This is a genomic window from Streptomyces sp. NBC_00859 (genome assembly GCF_045161865.1).
Lineage (GTDB): Bacteria > Actinomycetota > Actinomycetes > Streptomycetales > Streptomycetaceae > Streptomyces.
This window is the reverse complement of record NZ_CP108826.1, coordinates 3042918-3061810: the sequence shown is the minus strand read 5'-3', so window position 1 is coordinate 3061810 and position 18893 is coordinate 3042918. Positions and strand designations below refer to the sequence as shown.

Here is an 18893-nt window from a genome sequence, read left to right as displayed (position 1 = left end):
TAAGCCACGCCTGCTCCAAGAATCGCTTATGCTCGCATTTATGATTGAGGCCCGTCATCTCCGCGTCCTGCGAGCCGTCGCCGCCACCGGATCCTTCTCGGCCGCCGCACGTGAACTGGGCTGCACCCAGCCCGCGGTCAGCCAGCAGATGAAGGCGCTGGAGTCGTCCTCGGGTACGACGCTACTGATCCGTACGGGTCGTGAAATGCGCCTCACACAGGCCGGCGAGGCACTGGTGCGCCACGCGGGCGGCATCCTCGCCGGACTGACGGCCGCCGAGGAGGAGGTCGCAGCCATTGCCGGGCTGCGTGCGGGCCGGGTGCGACTGGTGTCGTTCCCCAGCGGCAGCTCGACGCTGGTGCCCACCGCCCTGGCGGCGCTGCGGGCCGCCCACCCCGGCACCCGGGTCTCGCTGGTCGAGGGGGAGCCGCCGCGTTCCGTGGAGATGGTGCGCGAAGGGGACTGCGATGTGGCGCTCGCCTTCCGCTACGGACCCGCCACGGACGAGTGGGACGACCTGGTCGTACGGCCGCTGCTCACCGACCGCATGGTCGGGCTGGTCCCCGCCGGGCACAGGCTGGCCGATGCGGGCACCATCACCGTGGGCGACCTGGCCGAGGAGTCCTGGATCGCGGGCTGCCCGCGCTGTCGCCGTCAGCTGGTCGAGGTCTGCGAGAGTGCGGGCTTCACCCCTCGGATCGACTTCGCCACGGATGACTACCCGGCCGTGATCGGTCTGGTCGGTGCGGGTCTCGGGGTCGCAGTGCTGCCGGAGCTGGCGATCGAGTCCGTACGTCCCAAGGGGGCCCGGACCGTTTCGGTGGAACCGGCGGTCCAGCGCGAGATCGTCGCTCTGACGCTCCCGGACCTCGCCCAGGTGCCCGCCGTCGCGGCGACCCTGGACCGGCTTGCCCGAGCCGCCGCGCGCTGAGCCGCTGCCGGGCCGCGAATCCGCTTGCGCCGGCGCTGTGATCAGGACGCCGCTGAGTGGCTGCGGCCGTGCCCTGCGAGGTGCTGTCGTGTGAGGTGCGCTCTCGTGTGCGGTGCACTTGAAGGAGTGCGCAGGGCGCGTGCGGCGGGCGGGACGTGTACAGCGACTGACCGACTGAACAGCCCGGAACCAGACCGTGCCGGCCCACACGAAGGCCATGCGGGCATGCGCGAAGCCCGGCCCGCGGGGAGTGGTCCGGCGGGCCGCCCAGGCCTGCGTGGGCATGCAGTGCCGCGGCGCCGGGGCCACGGGGCACGCGGCCTGATGGTCTGCGGACATACGGAAGTCGTGCCTGCGATATGCCGGGGCCGTGCCTGCGGCACGGTTGAAACGGGCGAGCGGCACGTCGGCGTGCAGGAACGTTTCCCTCAAGTGTTCCGTGCTGGACAGCTATGCGGGGCCGGACCCGTTCGGGGACGCTGCGGCGATCAGCCGATTGCGTGCACGGCCCATCAGCTCCTCGCGTTCGTCCTCGGTCAGCCCGCCCCACACCCCGTAGGGCTCGCGTACGGCGAGTGCGTGCGCCGCGCACTCCGCACGGACCGGGCAGCGCATGCAGACCTCTTTCGCCGAGGTCTCACGAGCACTGCGGGCCGCGCCCCGTTCGCCCTCCGGATGGAAGAAGAGCGAGCTGTCCACCCCGCGACAGGCGGCGAGGAGCTGCCAGTCCCATAGGTCGGCATTGGGTCCGGGAAGGCGGGAAAAATCTGCCATTGCTTGTCCCCTTGAAGCCGTTGCTGAGGCGGGGGCGGTGATGTCGACCGCGCCCGCGACCGTACATCCACGATGTAAGTAGATGTAAATATGACTCATTACGAATCTAGGCATAGACACCAGCAAAATGGAAGAAAAGCAGCTAAATGGGTCACTATCTTTCAAACTGGACAAAAGGTGCGTGGGACTCTCCTCCGCGATCGACCCCTCACGTAGAGTGCCGAAGGCGGCCGTCCGGCCCGTAACTCTTTCGAGTGACCATCGTTGAGAGTGCGTGGGCGGTTGAAACAACAAGCGCTCGGGCACATGTCCGAGAGGCGTCGACCGCACAGGTGACGATTCGTACCCAGCCTGGAGGCTCAAGGTGACGCGCATCAGCTGCGGAGGGCGGTCATGACATCCGTCCTCGTCTGCGACGATTCCCCGCTTGCCCGAGAGGCGCTCCGTCGCGCGGTCGCGACCGTGCCCGGCGTCGAGCGTGTGACGACGGCGGCCAACGGCGAGGAAGTCCTACGCCGCTGGGGAGCCGACCGCTCGGACCTGATTCTGATGGACGTACGCATGCCCGGCCTGGGTGGGGTGGAGACGGTACGCCGACTGCTCTCCGCGGACCCCGGCGCCCGGATCATCATGCTGACGGTCGCCGAGGATCTGGACGGTGTCGCGCTGGCGGTCGCCGCCGGTGCCCGCGGCTATCTGCACAAGGACGCCTCGCGCGCCGAACTGCGTGCGACGGTCACGCAGGCGCTTGCCGACCCGACCTGGCGGCTCGCCCCCCGGCGACTCCGTTCGGCCGAAATGGGCGCGGCTCCCACGCTTACCGCGCGTGAGATCCAGGTACTCGAAGGGATGAGTCACGGCCGGTCGAACGCTGAGATCGGCCGGGAGCTCTTCCTCTCCGAGGACACGGTGAAGACGCACGCCAGAAGGCTTTTCAAGAAGCTCGGTGCCTCGGACCGTGCACACGCGGTGGCGCTCGGTTTCCGGTGGGGCCTGGTTCGTTAGAAGATGCTCGGCAGGACCCCCGTCCGCTCGGTGGCGGACGGGGTGGCGGACGCCCCAACTCTGTTTCCCGCGTGATGCCGCATCCTTGAGGTGTGGAGTTCCTCGGGGACGAGTCGTTCGAGCGGGAGGGGAGGGCGCAGGGGATGAGTTCCGGCGCACCTGCTCATAACGCTTCAGTGCACAACTACGAGCGCGGTGAAGCGGATGGTTCGGTGCCCAGGCACCATGGACCGATGCGTGACGACGAGGGTGCGAACGCCCATGGGGCCATCGGCGCGCTCGTCCATCTCGCCGTTGACGGAGATCAGCAGGCCACCCACGATCTGCTGGCGCACGTCCACCCGCTGGCCCTGCGCTACTGCCGTACGCGGCTGAACCGCCTGCCCGGTGACGCCCGTCACTTCGTGGAGGATCTCGCGCAGGAGGTCTGTGTGGCTGTCCTGATGGCGCTGCCGCGCTACAAGGACACGGGCAGGCCGTTCGAGGCCTTCGTCTTCGCCATCGCCACTCACAAGGTCGCCGATCTTCAGCGGGCGGCCATGCGCCACCCCGGATCCACGGCCGTGCCGTCGGACGAGATGCCTGAGCGGCCGGACGATTCGCTCGGCCCCGAGGAGCGGGCGCTGCTCAGCAGCGATGCCGCCTGGGCCAGGAAACTGCTGGCCAACCTCCCGGAGAACCAGCGCGAACTGCTGGTGCTGCGGGTTGCTGTCGGGCTGACCGCCGAGGAGACCGGCCAGATGCTGGGGATGTCGCCGGGGGCCGTACGGGTCGCACAACACCGCGCACTGAGTCGGCTGCGGGCGCTCGCCGAGCAGTAGCGGCGGCAGGAGCAGCGGGCGAGCGACGGCGGCGGACGTGTGCCGCTTCAGACCAGTGCGAGAAGCAGATCAGTGCGAGAAGCTGATCAGTGCGAGAAGTGGATCAGCGCCAGAAGTGGATCAGCGCGAGAGATAGATCAATGCCCAAGAAGTAGGGCAGTGCCAAAAAACCGGATCAGCGCAAGAGGCAAGCCGTGCTGAGCAGCAGCTGCGGGCAGCTGCCGGCGCGGGGCAGGCTACCGGTGCGGCCGACGGCGGGTGCCGGTCGGGCGCTGTGAGCAGGCTGGACAGGGGCAGGGCCGCCTGGCACACAGGGCGGGTGGGCGTAGATCATCCCGGACGGTAGAAACCTCCAAGGATTCCGGATTGAGCCGATCGTGGAATGAGACGCCTCTCCGGCCCGTTAGCATGGACATCCGCACCGATCAAGGCCATTTGGGGAAGGTGTCATGACTGCAAACGTCGACGGAGTGCCCGAGAAATTCGCGACGCTCGGGCTGACATACGACGACGTGCTGCTGCTGCCGGGCGCATCTGAAGTGCTCCCGAACGCTGTCGACACCTCGTCCAGGATCTCGCGGAACGTCACCGTGAACATCCCGCTGCTGTCCGCCGCCATGGACAAGGTCACCGAGGCCCGGATGGCCATCGCCATGGCCCGGCAGGGCGGCGTCGGTGTGCTGCACCGCAATCTCTCCATCGAGGACCAGGCCAACCAGGTCGATCTGGTCAAGCGCTCCGAGTCCGGCATGGTCACCGACCCGATCACGGTGCACCCGGACGCGACGCTGCGCGAGGCCGACGAGCTGTGCGCCAAGTTCCGTATCAGTGGCGTCCCGGTGACCGACCCCGCGGGCAAGCTGCTGGGCATCGTCACCAACCGCGACATGGCCTTCGAGTCCGACCGTAACCGCCAGGTGCGCGAGGTCATGACCCCGATGCCGCTGGTGACCGGCAAGGTCGGGATCTCCGGCGCGGACGCCATGCAGCTGCTGCGCCGGCACAAGATCGAGAAGCTTCCGCTGGTCAACGACGCGGGCATCCTCAAGGGCCTGATCACGGTCAAGGACTTCGTCAAGGCCGAGAAGTACCCGAACGCGGCGAAGGACGCCGAGGGCAGGCTGCTCGTCGGCGCGGCCGTCGGCGCCAGCCCCGAGGCGCTGGACCGCGCACAGGCGCTGGCCGAGGCCGGAGCCGACTTCCTGATCGTCGACACCTCGCACGGCCACAACAGCAACGCCCTCAACTGGATGGCGAAGATCAAGTCGGGCGTCCCGGTGGATGTCATCGGCGGGAACGTTGCCACTCGTGACGGCGCCCAGGCGCTGGTCGACGCTGGTGTGGACGGCGTCAAGGTGGGGGTCGGGCCGGGTTCGATCTGCACCACCCGTGTGGTCGCCGGTATCGGAGTCCCGCAGGTCACGGCGATCTACGAGGCCGCGCTCGCCGCGCGTGCCGCGGGTGTCCCGGTGATCGGCGACGGTGGTCTCCAGTACTCGGGCGACATCGGCAAGGCGCTCGCCGCGGGTGCCGACAGCGTCATGCTCGGCAGCCTGCTCGCGGGCTGCGAGGAGTCGCCGGGCGAGCTGCTCTTCATCAACGGCAAGCAGTTCAAGTCGTACCGCGGCATGGGCTCGCTCGGCGCGATGCAGACGCGTGGCCAGGCCCGCTCGTACTCGAAGGACCGTTACTTCCAGGCCGACGTGTCGTCCGACGACAAGCTCGTGCCCGAGGGCATCGAGGGGCAGGTGCCCTACCGGGGCCCGCTGGGCAATGTCCTGCACCAGCTCGTCGGCGGTCTGCGCCAGACGATGGGGTATGTGGGTGCGGCCTCCGTCGACGAGATGGAGAGCAAGGGCAAGTTCGTCCGGATCACGTCGGCGGGGCTCAAGGAGAGCCACCCGCACGACATCCAGATGACCGTCGAGGCACCGAACTACGCACGGCGCTGAGGCGTACGCACCACCGTGGAAGCCCGCGGGCCGGACGGCCCGCGGGCTTCCACGTGCGCGTCGGGGATACTGGAACGGCAGACGTAGAGGGAAAGGCCACACATCGTGACTGAGATCGAGATCGGGCGCGGCAAGCGCGGCCGCAGGGCGTACGCGTTCGACGACATCGCCATCGTGCCGAGCCGGCGCACCCGGGACCCGAAGGAGGTCTCGATCGCCTGGCAGATCGACGCCTACCGCTTCGAGCTGCCGTTCCTGGCCGCTCCGATGGACTCGGTCGTGTCCCCGCAGACCGCCATCCGGATCGGCGAGATGGGCGGCCTGGGCGTCCTGAACCTCGAAGGTCTGTGGACGCGGTACGAGGACCCGCAGCCGCTGCTCGACGAGATCGCCGGGCTCGACGAGGAGACCGCGACGCGGCGTCTCCAGGAGATCTACGCGGCCCCGATCCAGGAGGACCTGATCGGTCTCCGGATCAAGGAGGTCCGTGACTCGGGTGTGATCACCGCCGCCGCGCTCTCCCCGCAGCGCACCGCGCAGTTCTCCAAGGCGGTCGTCGACGCGGGCGTCGACATTTTCGTCATCCGCGGTACGACGGTCTCGGCCGAGCACGTGTCCGGGGCCGCCGAGCCGCTGAACCTGAAGCAGTTCATCTACGAGCTGGATGTCCCGGTCATCGTCGGCGGCTGTGCGACGTACACCGCCGCGCTGCACCTGATGCGTACGGGAGCGGCCGGTGTGCTCGTCGGCTTCGGCGGCGGCGCCGCGCACACCACGCGCAACGTGCTGGGCATCCAGGTCCCGATGGCGACCGCGGTCGCCGACGTGGCTGCCGCCCGCCGCGACTACATGGACGAGTCCGGTGGCCGGTACGTGCACGTCATCGCCGACGGCGGCGTCGGCTGGTCGGGCGACCTGCCGAAGGCCATCGCCTGCGGTGCGGACTCCGTCATGATCGGCTCGCCGCTGGCCCGCGCTTCGGATGCGCCCGGCAAGGGGCACCACTGGGGCATGGAGGCCGTCCACGAGGACGTTCCGCGCGGCAAGCTGGTTGACCTGGGCATCGTCGGTACGACCGAAGAGGTCCTGGCGGGGCCGTCGCACATCCCGGACGGGTCGATGAACTTCTTCGGGGCGCTGCGCCGCTCGATGGCGACCACGGGTTACAGCGAGCTGAAGGAGTTCCAGCGCGTCGAGGTGACCGTGGCGGACGCTCAGCACAAGCGCTGAGGAAACTCGATGGAGGCGGCGCTGAGCTGAGCTGGGCCGAGCTGGGCCAGTACTGATCAACCGGTACGTGGTGAGCAGCGCGGTAAGTAATCGGTGGCCGCAGCAAGCAGCAAGCAGTAAACAGCCAGCAGGCCCGGACCGAAGTCGAGGTCCGGGCCTGCTGGCTGCGTGGCCGGTCGGCTGCGCGGGAGGTTGACCGCGCGGGCCGTCGGGCGGGCTCGGTGGACGCCCCTGTCAGACGGCCCGCTTCATGCCCCCGAAGGCCGCCACCGCGGCGATGGCGATGAACACGTAGCTCATGAAGTCCGCGTCGGCCCGCCAGGCGTCGTTGAGCAGACCGAAGTGCTGGAAGAACAGTTCCGATACGGAGACCGGGAGCTGCTTGGCCGCGATGATCGCCTCGCCGAGCAACTGCCCGAAGTAGACGGACACCAGCGACAGAGCGGCGCCGACGACGGCGAGCCCCACATGGTCACCGCCCACCTTGCCCGTGGCGAAACCGATGATGAACCCCACAGCGAGAGCCGCGTAACCGAACTCGTGCTTCGTGCTGCCGAGGATGCCCCCGTAGGCGGCGCCCACCACGAGAGCGGTGATCACGGCGACCACGATTCCGCCCGCGATGTTGAGTTTCGGCGGGGCGCTCTGCGGCGCCATCGGGTAGCCGAAGCCCGGCGGTTGGTACGAGGGCGGTTCCGGTGAGTGGGGTGGTGGCACGGGCTGCGTCATGACGGGATCCCCCTGGGGCAGATACGCACGGCTGTGCGAGAAGCGAACGCCGAACGCTAGCAGCCCCCGCCGACATTCACCCACGGCATTCACAACCGGTGGGCGGCTCCCACCGGGGTCGCGCCCCTGGTGTCGAGCAGGAGCTGGGCCTTCACGGCGAGGCCCTGGAGGTCGTACGTGCGGTGGTGCTGGAGCAGGACCGTCAGGTCCGCGCCGGCCGCCGCCTCGTAGAGGGAATCCGCGCGGGGGACCGGCACGTCGCGAATGCGCCAGTCCGGGACGTACGGGTCGTGGTAGCTCACCGAGGCGCCCAGGTCCATCAGCCGACGGGCGATCTCACCGGCCGGGGAGTTCTGCTGGTCGGCGAGGTCGGGTTTGTAGGTGACGCCGAGGAGCAGGACGCGGGCGCCGCGGGCGGACTTGCCGTGCTCGTTGAGGAGAGTGGCGCAGCGCTGGATGACGTACTGCGGCATCCGGTCGTTGACCTGCTGGGCGAGTTCGACCATGCGCAGCGGGCGGACGGTGTGCGGAGGTCCTGCGGTGTCGACGGGAACGCCGTGGCCGCCGACGCCGGGACCCGGCCGGAAGGCCTGGAAGCCGAACGGTTTCGTCTCGGCGCAGCGGATGACGTCCCAGAGGTCGACGCCCAGCTCGTGGCAGAGCACGGCCATCTCGTTGACCAGGGCGATGTTGACGTGGCGGTAGTTGGTTTCGAGCAGTTTGGTCATTTCGGCCTCACGGGGGCCGCGGGCCCTCACGACCTTGTCACTCAGTCGGCCGTAGAAGGCCGCCGCGGATTCCGTGCAGGCGGGGGTCAGGCCGCCGATGACTTTCGGGGTGGCCGCGTAGGGGTGGGTCCGGTTGCCGGGGTCGAGGCGGCTGGGGGAGTACGCGAGATGGAAGTCCCGGCCGGCCCGCAGCCCTGAGCCCTCCTCCAGGAGGGGGCGCAGGATTTCCTCCGTGGTGCCCGGGTAGACGGCTGATTCGACGATGACCGTGGTGTGCGGGCGCAGCCTGGCTGCGAGCGCGCGGGTCGCGTCGGTGACGGGGGCCAGGTCCAGGGCCCGGTCCTCGCCCAGCGGAGTGGGTGCGCAGATGACCGCTGTACGCACCCGGCCCAGTTGGGCCGGATCGGTGACGGGCCGGAAGCCCCCCGAGAGCATCCGGCGGATTTCGGCCGCGCTGAGGGAGCCGTCGACGGGGGTGTGGCCGGCGGCGAGTTGAAGGAGGCGGCGCGGGTCGGTGTCGTAGCCGATGGTTTCGAGGCCGGTGGCGACGGCGGCTTGGGCGAGCGGCAGGCCGAGGTGGCCGAGTCCGATCACGGCGAGATCTGCGGGCACGGGTGATCCGTCCTTCCCAATAGCCGGAGGGGGACGAGTGCGCAAGTCCTGTGGACAGCGCAATGTCAGGTTAGGAGTAAATATGACCGATTTGCGGTATTGGGCGGGCCGGGGTGTCCGTGTGTTGTCCACAGGCGGTGGCTGAAGTCGGAGATCGCGGACAGAATCGAGGGTGCACGGGACACCGCTCCGGCGGCCTGATCAACGGGAGGCAGCAGTGAGGACAGCGACACTGGGGCCCGAGGAGCGCGCGCAGGCGCTCGCCGGGATGGCCGAGCGTGAACTGGACGTACTGGTCGTGGGGGGCGGCGTGGTCGGCGCGGGGACGGCGCTGGATGCCGCGACGCGCGGGCTGGCGACAGGGCTCGTCGAAGCGAGGGACTGGGCTTCGGGTACATCGAGCCGGTCGAGCAAGCTCATCCACGGCGGTCTGCGCTATCTGGAGATGCTCGACTTCGCGCTCGTACGGGAGGCGCTGAAGGAGCGCGGCCTTCTCCTGGAGCGGCTCGCGCCTCACCTGGTGAAGCCGGTGCCCTTCCTCTACCCGCTGCAGCACAAGGGCTGGGAGCGCTGGTACGCGGGCTCGGGCGTCGCACTGTACGACGCCATGTCGGTTTCGTCCGGCCACGGCCGGGGGCTGCCGCTGCACCGGCATCTGACCCGCAAGCACGCCCTGCGACTGGCGCCCGCGCTGAAGAAGGACGCGCTGGTCGGTGCCTTGCAGTACTACGACGCGCAGGTGGACGACGCGCGCCATGTGGCCACCCTGGTGCGCACGGCGGCGAGCTACGGCGCCCTGGTGGCGAACCGGGCCAAGGTCGTCGGCTTCCTGCGGGAGGGCGAGCGGGTCGTCGGCGCGCGGGTGCGGGATGCCGAAGGCGGTGGCGAGTACGAGGTCCGTGCCAAGCAGGTCGTCAATTCGACAGGTGTCTGGACCGACGACACCCAGGGGCTGATCGCTGAGCGCGGGCAGTTCCATGTGCGGGCTTCGAAGGGGATTCATCTGGTCGTACCGAAGGACCGGATCCACTCCACGACCGGGCTCATCCTGCGGACCGAGAAGTCGGTGCTGTTCGTGATCCCGTGGGGGCGCCACTGGATCGTGGGGACCACGGACACGGACTGGGACCTCGACAAGGCGCATCCGGCCGCGTCCAGCGCCGACATCGACTACCTGCTCGAACACGTCAATTCGGTGCTCGCCGTCCCGCTCACGCGCGACGACGTGCAGGGCGTGTACGCCGGCCTGCGGCCCCTGCTGGCCGGGGAGTCCGACGCGACCAGCAAGCTCTCGCGGGAGCACACGGTGGCGCACCCGGTGCCGGGGATGGTGGTTGTCGCGGGCGGGAAGTACACGACCTACCGCGTGATGGCTAAGGACGCGGTGGACGAGGCGGTGCACGGGCTGGACGAGAGAGTCGCCGAGTGCGTCACGGAGAATGTGCCGCTGATCGGAGCCGAGGGCTACAACGCCCTGTGGAACGCTCGGGCGCGCATCGCGAAGCGGACGGGGCTTCATGTGGCGCGGGTGGAACACCTGCTGAACCGCTTCGGGGCGATGACCCAGGAGGTCCTCGACCTGATCACCGAGGATCCCTCGCTGGGAGAGCCGCTGGGCGGCGCCGACGACTACCTGCGGGCGGAGGTCGTCTACGCGGCGTCGCACGAAGGGGCCAGGCATCTGGACGATGTCCTGACGCGGCGCACGCGAATCTCGATCGAGACGTTCGACCGGGGCACACGCAGCGCACGGGAGGCGGCCGGGCTCATGGCCCCGGTGCTCGGCTGGGACAAGAGCCGGATCGAAGCGGAGATCGAGCACTACGAGAAGCGGGTCGAAGCCGAGCGCGAGTCGCAGCGCCAGCCGGACGACCTGACGGCTGACGCGGCGAGGCTGGGGGCACCGGACATCGTGCCGCTGGAGTGAGGCGGCGGGCTGAGTCGGCCGGTCGAGCGGGAGGCGGGTGGGCTGAGTCGGCCGGGTCGAGCGGGAGGCGGGTGGGCTGAGCCTGCCTGGTCAAGCGGGAGCCGGGTGGGCTGAGTCGGCCGGTCGAGCGGGAGGCGGGTGGGCTGAGCCTGCCTGGTCAAGCGGGAGCCGGGTGGGCTGAGTCGGCCGGTCGAGCGGGAGCCGGGTGGGCTGAGTCGGCCGGTCGAGCGGGAGGCGGGTCGGCTGAGCCAGCCGGTCAAGTGGGAGCCGGTTGGACGGGAGCTGGCCGGTTGGACGGGGGCCGGTTGCCTGGAGCCAACCGGTTGGACGGGAGCTGTGCGCACGGGAGCCGGCCGGGTGCGCGCCAGCCCCGCGCCAGAGCTGCCCGGTTCGGGCGGGCAGCGGGGCCGGTTGGGGGCCCGTTGGGGCTGTCGGACCCGGTCGCCGCGGACCTCACGGGCTCATCCGGACCGGCTCATCCGGACCGGCTCATCCGGAACCGGCTCATCCGGACCGGCTCACCGGGAACCGGCTCAGCGGGGCTCAGACGGGCTCAGCCGGGCTCAGCTCGGCCGGGCCCGGCCCTGCCGGTCGGGTGTGACCCGCGGCCCTGCCGGGCAGGCGTGTGGGCGTACGCGTCCCGCGGGCCGGGGCGGGACCGACCGGGCTGGTCGCACCCGTTCGACCTCGGGTTCTCCGGCAGAACTCGGCCGGGCCGTCGGGTGGTGACTTCCGGCACTGCTGCCGAGCTCGTCGCCGGACAATGCGGGAACGGCGCGACTGCGAGTGGCCGGTGGGGCGTTGGTGTGGCGTGAAACCCTTCCCGCATGGCCCATGATGGTCGCCCACGGACCCGGCACCGTCATCGGTCTCGCAGTGAGAGACAATGGACGCTCTGCCAGGGCGGGTTGAACGCAGAGGGGACGCATGTCGGAGGCGGAGCAGGCGAAGGACACCAAGGGGCGCCTCCTGGCTGGGCGGTACCGGCTTGGGGGTGTGCTCGGCAAGGGCGGCATGGGCACGGTCTGGCGGGCCGTGGACGAGACGCTCGGGCGCACCGTCGCGGTGAAGGAGCTGCGCTTTCCGTCGGCCATCGATGAGGACGAGAAGCGCCGGCTTGTCACGCGTACGCTGCGCGAGGCCAAGGCAATCGCCCGGATCCGTAACAACGGAGCGGTGACTGTCTACGACGTGGTGGACGAGGACGACCGGCCCTGGATCGTCATGGAGCTCGTCGAGGGCTGCTCGCTGGCCGAGTTGGTACGGGAGGAAGGCGTCCTCACGCCGGTGCGCGCGGCTGAGGTGGGTCTCGCGATTCTCGACGTGCTGCGTCTGGCGCACCGTGAGGGCATCCTGCACCGCGACGTGAAGCCGTCCAACGTGCTGATTGCCGAGGACGGCCGGGTCGTACTGACCGACTTCGGGATCGCGCAGGTCGAGGGCGACCCGTCGGTGACCTCTACCGGCATGCTGGTCGGGGCCCCCTCGTACATCTCGCCCGAGCGGGCCCGTGGTCACAAGCCGGGCCCCCCGGCCGACCTCTGGTCGCTGGGCGGGCTGTTGTACGCGAGCGTCGAGGGAGTGCCGCCGTACGACAAGGGGTCTGCCATCGCGACGCTGACCGCGGTGATGACCGAACCGCTGGACCCGCCGAAGAACGCGGGCGCCCTGTCGGAGGTCATCTACGGTCTGCTCGCCAAGGACCCGGCCCAGCGCCTCGACGACGCTGGTGCGCGGCGTCTGCTCAACGACGTGATCCATGCCCCGGAGGCGCGGGAAGCCGCTGCCGGGCCGATCGCGGCGGACGCGACGCGGGTCGTTCCGCTGCCGCCTGTGCCCGACGGACCCGGGGAGCCTGGACCGGCCAAGCCCGCCAGGGCGCCCAAGCCGGTCAAGGAGCCCAAGGCCGTCGGGGAGCCGAGGCCTGCAAAGGAGTCCAAGCTCCAGAAGGCCAGGGACACGGCGGCCGCCGACCGGGTGCGCAGCGCGCTGACATCCGTACGGAACGCCAGGTCCGAATCGGCCGCGTCCAAGGCGGGCAAGCCGTCCGGGCCGGCTGCCGGCCCGCCCGCCCGGGTCAGGGCGCCCCTTACCGATGTGGTGCCGCGCCGCACCCTGGTGATAATCGCGGCCGTTGTGGCACTCGCGGTGCTCGGGACCGTCCTCGCCTTCGCGCTCGGCGGTGGCGGCGACAAGGACAATCAGGGCAAGTCCAAGGGCGACAAGAGCGCTTCGAGTGGTGCGACGGCCGGGGACGACAGCAAGAACGACGGGGACGGCAAGGGCAAGGGGAAGACGGGCGAGCAGGGCGGCTCCGGCGGACAGGGCAAGGGCGACGGCAACGCCAAGGACCAGAACGGCGGGAGCCCTTCGCCTTCGCCGTCCGGTGAGGCGTCCGGGCCGCCCGCGGGTGACGCTCTGCCCAGCGGGTACAAGAAGGTCACTGACGACCGGTTCCGTTTCTCGATGACGATGCCCTCCGGGTTCCACCGCACCGCAATAGCGGGTGTGAGTTCGGGCGGGATCTACAACACGTCACGCGGAGGCTTTCCGCGCGTCCAGATCGACTTCAACGGCTCGCCCAAGGACGACGCGGCCGCTGCCTGGCGGGCGGCGGTCGGTGGTCTGCGGGCAAGCGTCGGCGGGTACAAGGACCTCGGCATACACAAGGTCGAGTACAACGGCTACCCGACCGTCGCCGACTGGTCGTTCGAGCGCGACCAGAACGGCCGGCGCGTCCGGGTGCTGAACCGGGGGTTCAAGGTCGACTCCGAGCGCGGCTACTCCATCATGGTCAGCTGCGAGGCGAGCGACTGGGACGGCGGCGAGTGCACCACGCTGCGTAATACGGCGTTCAAGACGTTCGCCCCCAAGAAGTGACCCAGGACACGTATTGTGAGAGTACGCGGACCGTACGCAGTCGCAATGGGCCCGTAATCGACCGTAATTGACGGATTGATGTGGTCCCTGAGACCAGGGAACAGCGCGCTCCGGGGAGGCGTCGTGGACGAGTACGCGGGAAGGGTCCTTGCCGACCGCTACCGTCTTCCGCTGCTGCCCGGCGACGAGCCGGAGCCGGCGGAGACCCGCGCCTTCGACACCTACAGCGGGCAGGAAGTCCTCGTCCGGCAGGTGCCGCTGCCGGAGGTCCTGGACGCGGAGATGGTCGACGAGCACGACGAGGGCGCGGGCCCCGGCGCCGGCCGGGCATCCGGAACGCCCGCCGGTTTCCCGGAGGCACGGCGGGCGTCGGCCCGCACGACCCGCAGCCCGGCCGACCCCGCGGTGCGGCGGGCCATGGAGGCGGCGCAGTCGGCGGCGCAGATTCCCGACCACCCCCGGCTCGACCAGGTCTTCGACGTCTTCGCGGAGGGCGGTTCACTCTGGGTGGTGAGCGAGCTGGTCGAGGCGACACCACTGGCCGCGATGCTCGCCGAGCGCCCCCTGAACCCGTACCGCGCGGCGGAGATCGCCTCCGATGTGCTCACCGCGCTTCGAGTGCTGCACGCTCACGGCTGGACCCACCGCAACATCACGGCCCGTACTGTGCTGGTCTGCGACGACGGCCGGGTGGTCCTGACCGGGCTGGCCGCCGGAGCCGCGGAGGAGGCGCTGTGCGGGTACGACCCGGTGCCGGCCCCGGAGTTAGCGCCTCCAGTACCCGGAGAGAGCCCGGTGCCAGGCTCTCCGGCTGTGGCCGGGCCCCCGGCGGCGTACGCGGCAGGCGGCGGAGACGGCAGCGGCGCCGGCCAGGCCGATGGAACGCCTGATGGACCCGACGGGCCCGCAACGTCCGGCGGCTCCTGGGCCGGGAACGGCTGGGACGGGGACAGCTGGGCCGGCGAGGACGCGGCGCGGGCGGCCGAGCGCGCATACCCGGCCGGGCAGGTGCCGTCCGGCGGTCAGGTGCTCCCTGCCGGGCCTGCGCTGCCGCCCGGCTACACCCAGGACCAGCAGCCGGGGCAGCCCGGCGGCCGGATGTACGACCAGCTGCGCGACGATCCGCAGGCCCCCGGGCAGCAGCCCGGCCCGCCCGCTCCCCGGGACGGTGGCTCGTCAGCGGGCGACGTCCGTGCCGCGCGAGCCGGTGCCATAGCCGCCTACCGCGCCGGTGCACGGGCGGCGGCACACGTCAGCGGGGACGAGACCGGCCGGGACGAGCCGGAGGGCGGTACCGGAGGTCTCCCGGTCCAGCGTTCCGCGCCGGGACCCGCGCGGCCCGTGCGGCAGGAACCGGGAGGCTTCTGGCACGGAGCCCAACCGCGCTCCGGCGCCGGGGACGGCATGCGCGCCGACGACCTGCGCGGCGCCCACGACCGGGAGGCGCAGGAGCGGGTCGCCCGTGACCGGGAAGCGCAGGAGCGGGTCGCCCGTGACCGGGAGGCGCAGGACCGGATCGCCCGTGACCGGGAGGCCTACGCGCGGAATCCTCAAGCCCGGAACGCCCGAGCCGGGACCACTCAAGCCCGGAACGCCCGAGCCGCGAGCGCCCAAGACCCGGACATCTACGACCGGATGGCCCAGGCCCGGGACCTCTACGACCGGAGTGCCCAGGCCGGGTACGTCTACGACCGGACGGTGCACGAGCCGGAGGCCACCGGTCCCGATACCGCAGGACCTGATGCTGCTGGTCCCCATGCGCCCGGTTCCCACGCGCCCGGTTCCCACGCGCCCGGATCCGAGGCCTCCGGCTCCCACGCGCCCGGTCCCCACGCCCCCGGCCCGTATCCAGCCGGACCTGATGCCCCCGGCCCGTACACCTCAGGCCTCCATGCCCCCGGCCCGTACGCCCCCGGCCCGGATGCGCAGGGCCGGGGCGCCCCCCGGGGCAGCTCCCGCCCCCGGGCCGTAGCCGTGCCGGATGGGTGGGACCAGGCCTCAGCGGGCCGCGCCGCGGCTGTCCGCCGGGGGCCGCAGACCCCGCTCGCCGCCGAGCGGGCCCGGCAGGCGCGCATTACCGTCGTGGGCGCTGTCACCGAACGGTGGGCGCCCGAGCAGGCCGGCCCCGTCCACAGCAACTGGCAGCTTGCCGCCCCGGTCGGGCCGGCCACCGATCTGTGGGCACTCGGGGTGCTGCTCTTCCGGGCGGTCCAGGGCCACGGCCCGTACCCGGAGGAGAGCGCCGCCGAACTCGTCCAGCTGGTCTGCGCCGAGCCTCCCGCCTTCGCCGAGGAGTGCGGGCCGCTGCGGCCCGTCGTCGAGTCGCTGCTGCGTCAGGACCCCACGGAGCGGCCTGACATAGAGGAGCTGCGCGGCTGGCTGCGCTCACTGGTGCGGTCGGCTCCCGAGCCGGATGCAGGGCAGGGGATCGTGCCCGTCCCGCCGGCCGATGCCACGCGGCTGCCGATCGTACGGCGCAGGGGAGAGCTCGTCCGCCGTCGCCGCCGCAGCGCCGCGGGGGACGGCGCCCATGGCCGTCACCGTCAGCAGCGCAAGGGGGGCCGCAGGAGGGACCCGGTGGTCCCGGCCGGGCCCGCGCGCCCGGTACACCCCGCGCAGCCGCTGCACTCCGTGGCGGCGGGCCCGTACGAGCGCTCCGCCCCGGCCGGCCAGCAGACCCGGCCGGAAGCGAAGCCGCGCTCACTAGGCCGGACGCTGCTCGTCGTCATCCTGGTCGTCCTGGTCGCCGCACTCGTGTACGCGCTGAAGTTCATGCCGAAGACCGGCGATTCGCAGCAGGGCGGCACAGGTGCGCCGGCGCCGGTCCCGGCCGGCTCGGCCTCGGACGAGCACGGTTCCCAGCGGCCCGGCGGAGCGGGGAAGTCCCAGCAGCCGCAGGCGCCACGGTCACCGCAGGGCACGGAGCCCGACAGCGGTGGGCCCGCAGCGGGTTACGCCGTCCGTAAGGACCCCGAAGGGTTTCAGGTCGCGGTGGACAAGGACTGGGAGCGCCGTCCCGTCAACGACGCCGGGCAGGTCCGCTACCTCGGGGGCGACTTCGAGCTTGTCGTCGTACCCGGACGCGACAGCGTCAAGGACGAAGGCGCCGACCCCATGGCGTACCAGCGCAACAAGGAGCGGGAGCTCAAACCGTTCCGTGACTCCACATGGTCGTCCGCATCCGGACTGCGCCGTATCGACGTGGGCAAGCAGGCCATGGCCGAGGGGCAGTTCACCTGGCAGGACAGCAGCGGCCGTGAGGTGTACGTCCGCAACGTGGCGATGATCATCGCGGGCCGCTATCACATCGTCCAGGTCATAGGCCCCGAAGCACAGCGGGACAAGGTCACCGAAATCTATGAACAGGCTGTGGCCACCTACCGAACGGTGAAGTGATCGGACGGGGCGATTCCCGTCACAGTGCGGTATCACGGTCCGCCCCGAGGTTCCACGACCGAATATCCGTCCGTAACCTGGCAGTCGAGGGAACGGACAGGGGTACGTGGAACACACTCATAGCGCGGACTTGGTGCTCGCAGGCCGCTACCGGCTGGGCGAACTCATCGGCCGCGGCGGCATGGGCAAGGTCTGGCGCGCTCACGACGAGGTGCTGCACCGGACGGTGGCCGTCAAGGAACTGACGGCAGGTCTGTACGTTTCGGAGGCCGACCGGGCCGTACTGCATGCCAGGACGCAGAAGGAGGCGCGGGCCGCCGCGCGCATCAACCATCCCGGAGTCGTCACCGTTCATGACGTCATCGAGTTCGACGACCGGCCGTGGATCGTCATGGAGTACATCGACGGCCCGTCACTTGCCGACGCCGTCAAGGATTCGGGCCCGCTCGACCCCCGTGAGGCCGCCCGGGTGGGGCTCCATGTCCTGGGTGCGCTGCGCGCCGCGCACGCGGCAGGGGTACTGCACCGGGATGTGAAACCCGGCAACGTACTGCTCGCCCACGACGGCCGGGTCCTCATCACCGACTTCGGTATCGCCGCCATCGAAGGTGACTCGGAGATCACCCGGACCGGCGAGATCGTCGGCTCCATCGACTACCTCGCGCCGGAACGCGTCTACGGCGAGGCGCCGGGCCCCGCGTCCGACCTCTGGTCCCTGGGCGCCACCCTCTTCACCGCCGTCGAGGAACGGTCGCCCTTCCGCCGCACCTCGCCGATCTCCACCCTCCAGGCCGTGGTGAACGACGAGCCGCCGAAGCTCACCAGGGCGGGGCCGCTCGCCTCCGTCATCACCGGGCTGCTGCGCAAGGACCCCGCTGAACGACCGGGGTCCGCCGAGGCCGAGCGCATGCTGCTGGACGCGATGGAGGGGCGCAGGCCCCGGCAGGCCGAGGCGTACGTTCCGACGCAGCTGGTCACCGAGGGGATGCTCCAGGACGCGACGCCCACGAGCCGGATCAACTCGCCCGGCGCGTCCGTGGCACCGGGGGCGGCCACGGCCGGACCGCCGCCGGCCGGCACCGGAGGGCCCGAATCCGCACACGTGCCGGCACATGTGCCAGGACCAGCACACGTCCCGGCACCCGCACCCGCTCCTGAGGGTGCGGCGGCCCCGGCTGCTGCCTCCGGGCGCAAGCGCGGCCGACTGCGGACCGGTGCCCTGGTCCTGGTCCTCGCCGTGGTCGTCGGTGCGGGTGTCGGCTTCGGCGTCATGAAGTACGAGAACCGGCAGACGGGTTCCGGCGGTTCGGATTCCGGGCCCGGTGGACCGGGCGCCGGTACCGGGAAGAAGGGACTCGGAGGCATTCCGGCGGGCTGGCACCGGGTGACCGAGCCGGAAGGCTTCTCCATGGTCCTGCCCAAGGGCTGGAAGCGTCAGATGGACGGCTCCAACGAGATCGACTACACGCCGGACGACGGCAACCACTTCATCCGGATAAGTATCGACAAGGACCCGGACTACTCCACTCCTTATCTGCATGAACTGTCTCTCGAACCGAAGCTCAACCGGCTTCCCGACTACCACCGGATAACGCTGCACGTCAACAACTTCCGTGACCAGGACGCGGCGCTCTGGGAGTTCACCTGGACCGAGACCAAGGGGCAGCCGGGCCGGCGCCGTGCCATAGACCAGATGTACAACGTGGATCACGGAAAAGCCGAGTACGCGATCTACATGGGCGGACCGGCCAAGGACTGGGACCGCAGCCGGTTCGACACGATCCTGCGCTCCTGGCAGCCGCCGCGCTGACCCCTCCGCCGCCGACCGGGCAGCGCACGGTCCATGATGCCTCCGGGCCTCGGTTCCCGTGCGGCATGATGGGCCCACGGGGGATGTAGGGGGAGCAC

Annotated in this window: 12 protein-coding genes; 9 read left to right on the top strand and 3 right to left on the bottom strand. The window is 70.6% G+C overall.

The window, feature by feature from the left end:
* The first annotated feature begins 40 nt into the window (after nucleotides 1-40).
* Nucleotides 41-931 carry a LysR family transcriptional regulator gene (locus OG584_RS13005; RefSeq protein WP_405778011.1) on the top strand — a complete coding sequence of 297 codons (891 nt, stop codon included), beginning with the start codon at nucleotides 41-43 and terminating at the stop codon, nucleotides 929-931.
* Nucleotides 932-1381: 450 nt separating this feature from the next.
* On the opposite strand, the gene OG584_RS13000 is transcribed toward OG584_RS13005, so the two are convergent.
* Entirely contained in the window at nucleotides 1382-1705 is a 324-nt protein-coding gene (locus tag OG584_RS13000; protein ID WP_405778010.1) for a WhiB family transcriptional regulator, read from the bottom strand.
* 393 nt (nucleotides 1706-2098) lie between these two features.
* Here OG584_RS13000 and OG584_RS12995 point away from each other — a divergent pair, with 393 nt between their 5' ends.
* From OG584_RS12995 to OG584_RS12980, 4 genes are all read left to right on the top strand, one after another.
* Entirely contained in the window at nucleotides 2099-2710 is a 612-nt protein-coding gene (locus tag OG584_RS12995; RefSeq protein WP_003948568.1) for a response regulator transcription factor, read from the top strand.
* Between the two features lie 233 nt (nucleotides 2711-2943).
* The gene (locus tag OG584_RS12990) at nucleotides 2944-3531 is read left to right on the top strand and encodes a sigma-70 family RNA polymerase sigma factor (protein WP_405778009.1); all 588 of its coding nucleotides are present in this window, start codon (nucleotides 2944-2946) and stop codon (nucleotides 3529-3531) included.
* 449 nt (nucleotides 3532-3980) lie between these two features.
* On the top strand, nucleotides 3981-5483 hold the full coding sequence (guaB, locus tag OG584_RS12985) for an IMP dehydrogenase (protein WP_405778008.1): 1503 nt from the start codon (nucleotides 3981-3983) through the stop codon (nucleotides 5481-5483).
* 105 nt (nucleotides 5484-5588) lie between these two features.
* Nucleotides 5589-6713 carry a GuaB3 family IMP dehydrogenase-related protein gene (locus OG584_RS12980; protein ID WP_405778007.1) on the top strand — a complete coding sequence of 375 codons (1125 nt, stop codon included), beginning with the start codon at nucleotides 5589-5591 and terminating at the stop codon, nucleotides 6711-6713.
* Nucleotides 6714-6947: 234 nt separating this feature from the next.
* On the opposite strand, the gene OG584_RS12975 is transcribed toward OG584_RS12980, so the two are convergent.
* Both OG584_RS12975 and OG584_RS12970 read right to left on the bottom strand, forming a co-directional pair.
* Nucleotides 6948-7442: a hypothetical protein gene (locus OG584_RS12975; RefSeq protein WP_405778006.1), complete on the bottom strand. Its 495-nt coding sequence runs from the start codon at nucleotides 7440-7442 to the stop codon at nucleotides 6948-6950.
* Nucleotides 7443-7531: 89 nt separating this feature from the next.
* Nucleotides 7532-8782 carry a nucleotide sugar dehydrogenase gene (locus OG584_RS12970; protein WP_405778005.1) on the bottom strand — a complete coding sequence of 417 codons (1251 nt, stop codon included), beginning with the start codon at nucleotides 8780-8782 and terminating at the stop codon, nucleotides 7532-7534.
* Between the two features lie 217 nt (nucleotides 8783-8999).
* Here OG584_RS12970 and OG584_RS12965 point away from each other — a divergent pair, with 217 nt between their 5' ends.
* From OG584_RS12965 to OG584_RS12950, 4 genes are all read left to right on the top strand, one after another.
* Nucleotides 9000-10709, top strand: a complete 1710-nt coding sequence (locus tag OG584_RS12965; protein ID WP_405778004.1) for a glycerol-3-phosphate dehydrogenase/oxidase — start codon at nucleotides 9000-9002, stop codon at nucleotides 10707-10709.
* Between the two features lie 927 nt (nucleotides 10710-11636).
* Nucleotides 11637-13589, top strand: a complete 1953-nt coding sequence (locus OG584_RS12960; RefSeq protein ID WP_405778003.1) for a protein kinase domain-containing protein — start codon at nucleotides 11637-11639, stop codon at nucleotides 13587-13589.
* Between the two features lie 123 nt (nucleotides 13590-13712).
* Nucleotides 13713-16985 (top strand): protein kinase, encoded by a 3273-nt coding sequence (locus OG584_RS12955; protein WP_405778002.1) that lies wholly within the window; start codon nucleotides 13713-13715, stop codon nucleotides 16983-16985.
* Between the two features lie 181 nt (nucleotides 16986-17166).
* Nucleotides 17167-18795: a serine/threonine-protein kinase gene (locus tag OG584_RS12950; protein WP_405784035.1), complete on the top strand. Its 1629-nt coding sequence runs from the start codon at nucleotides 17167-17169 to the stop codon at nucleotides 18793-18795.
* Nucleotides 18796-18893 lie beyond the last annotated feature (98 nt).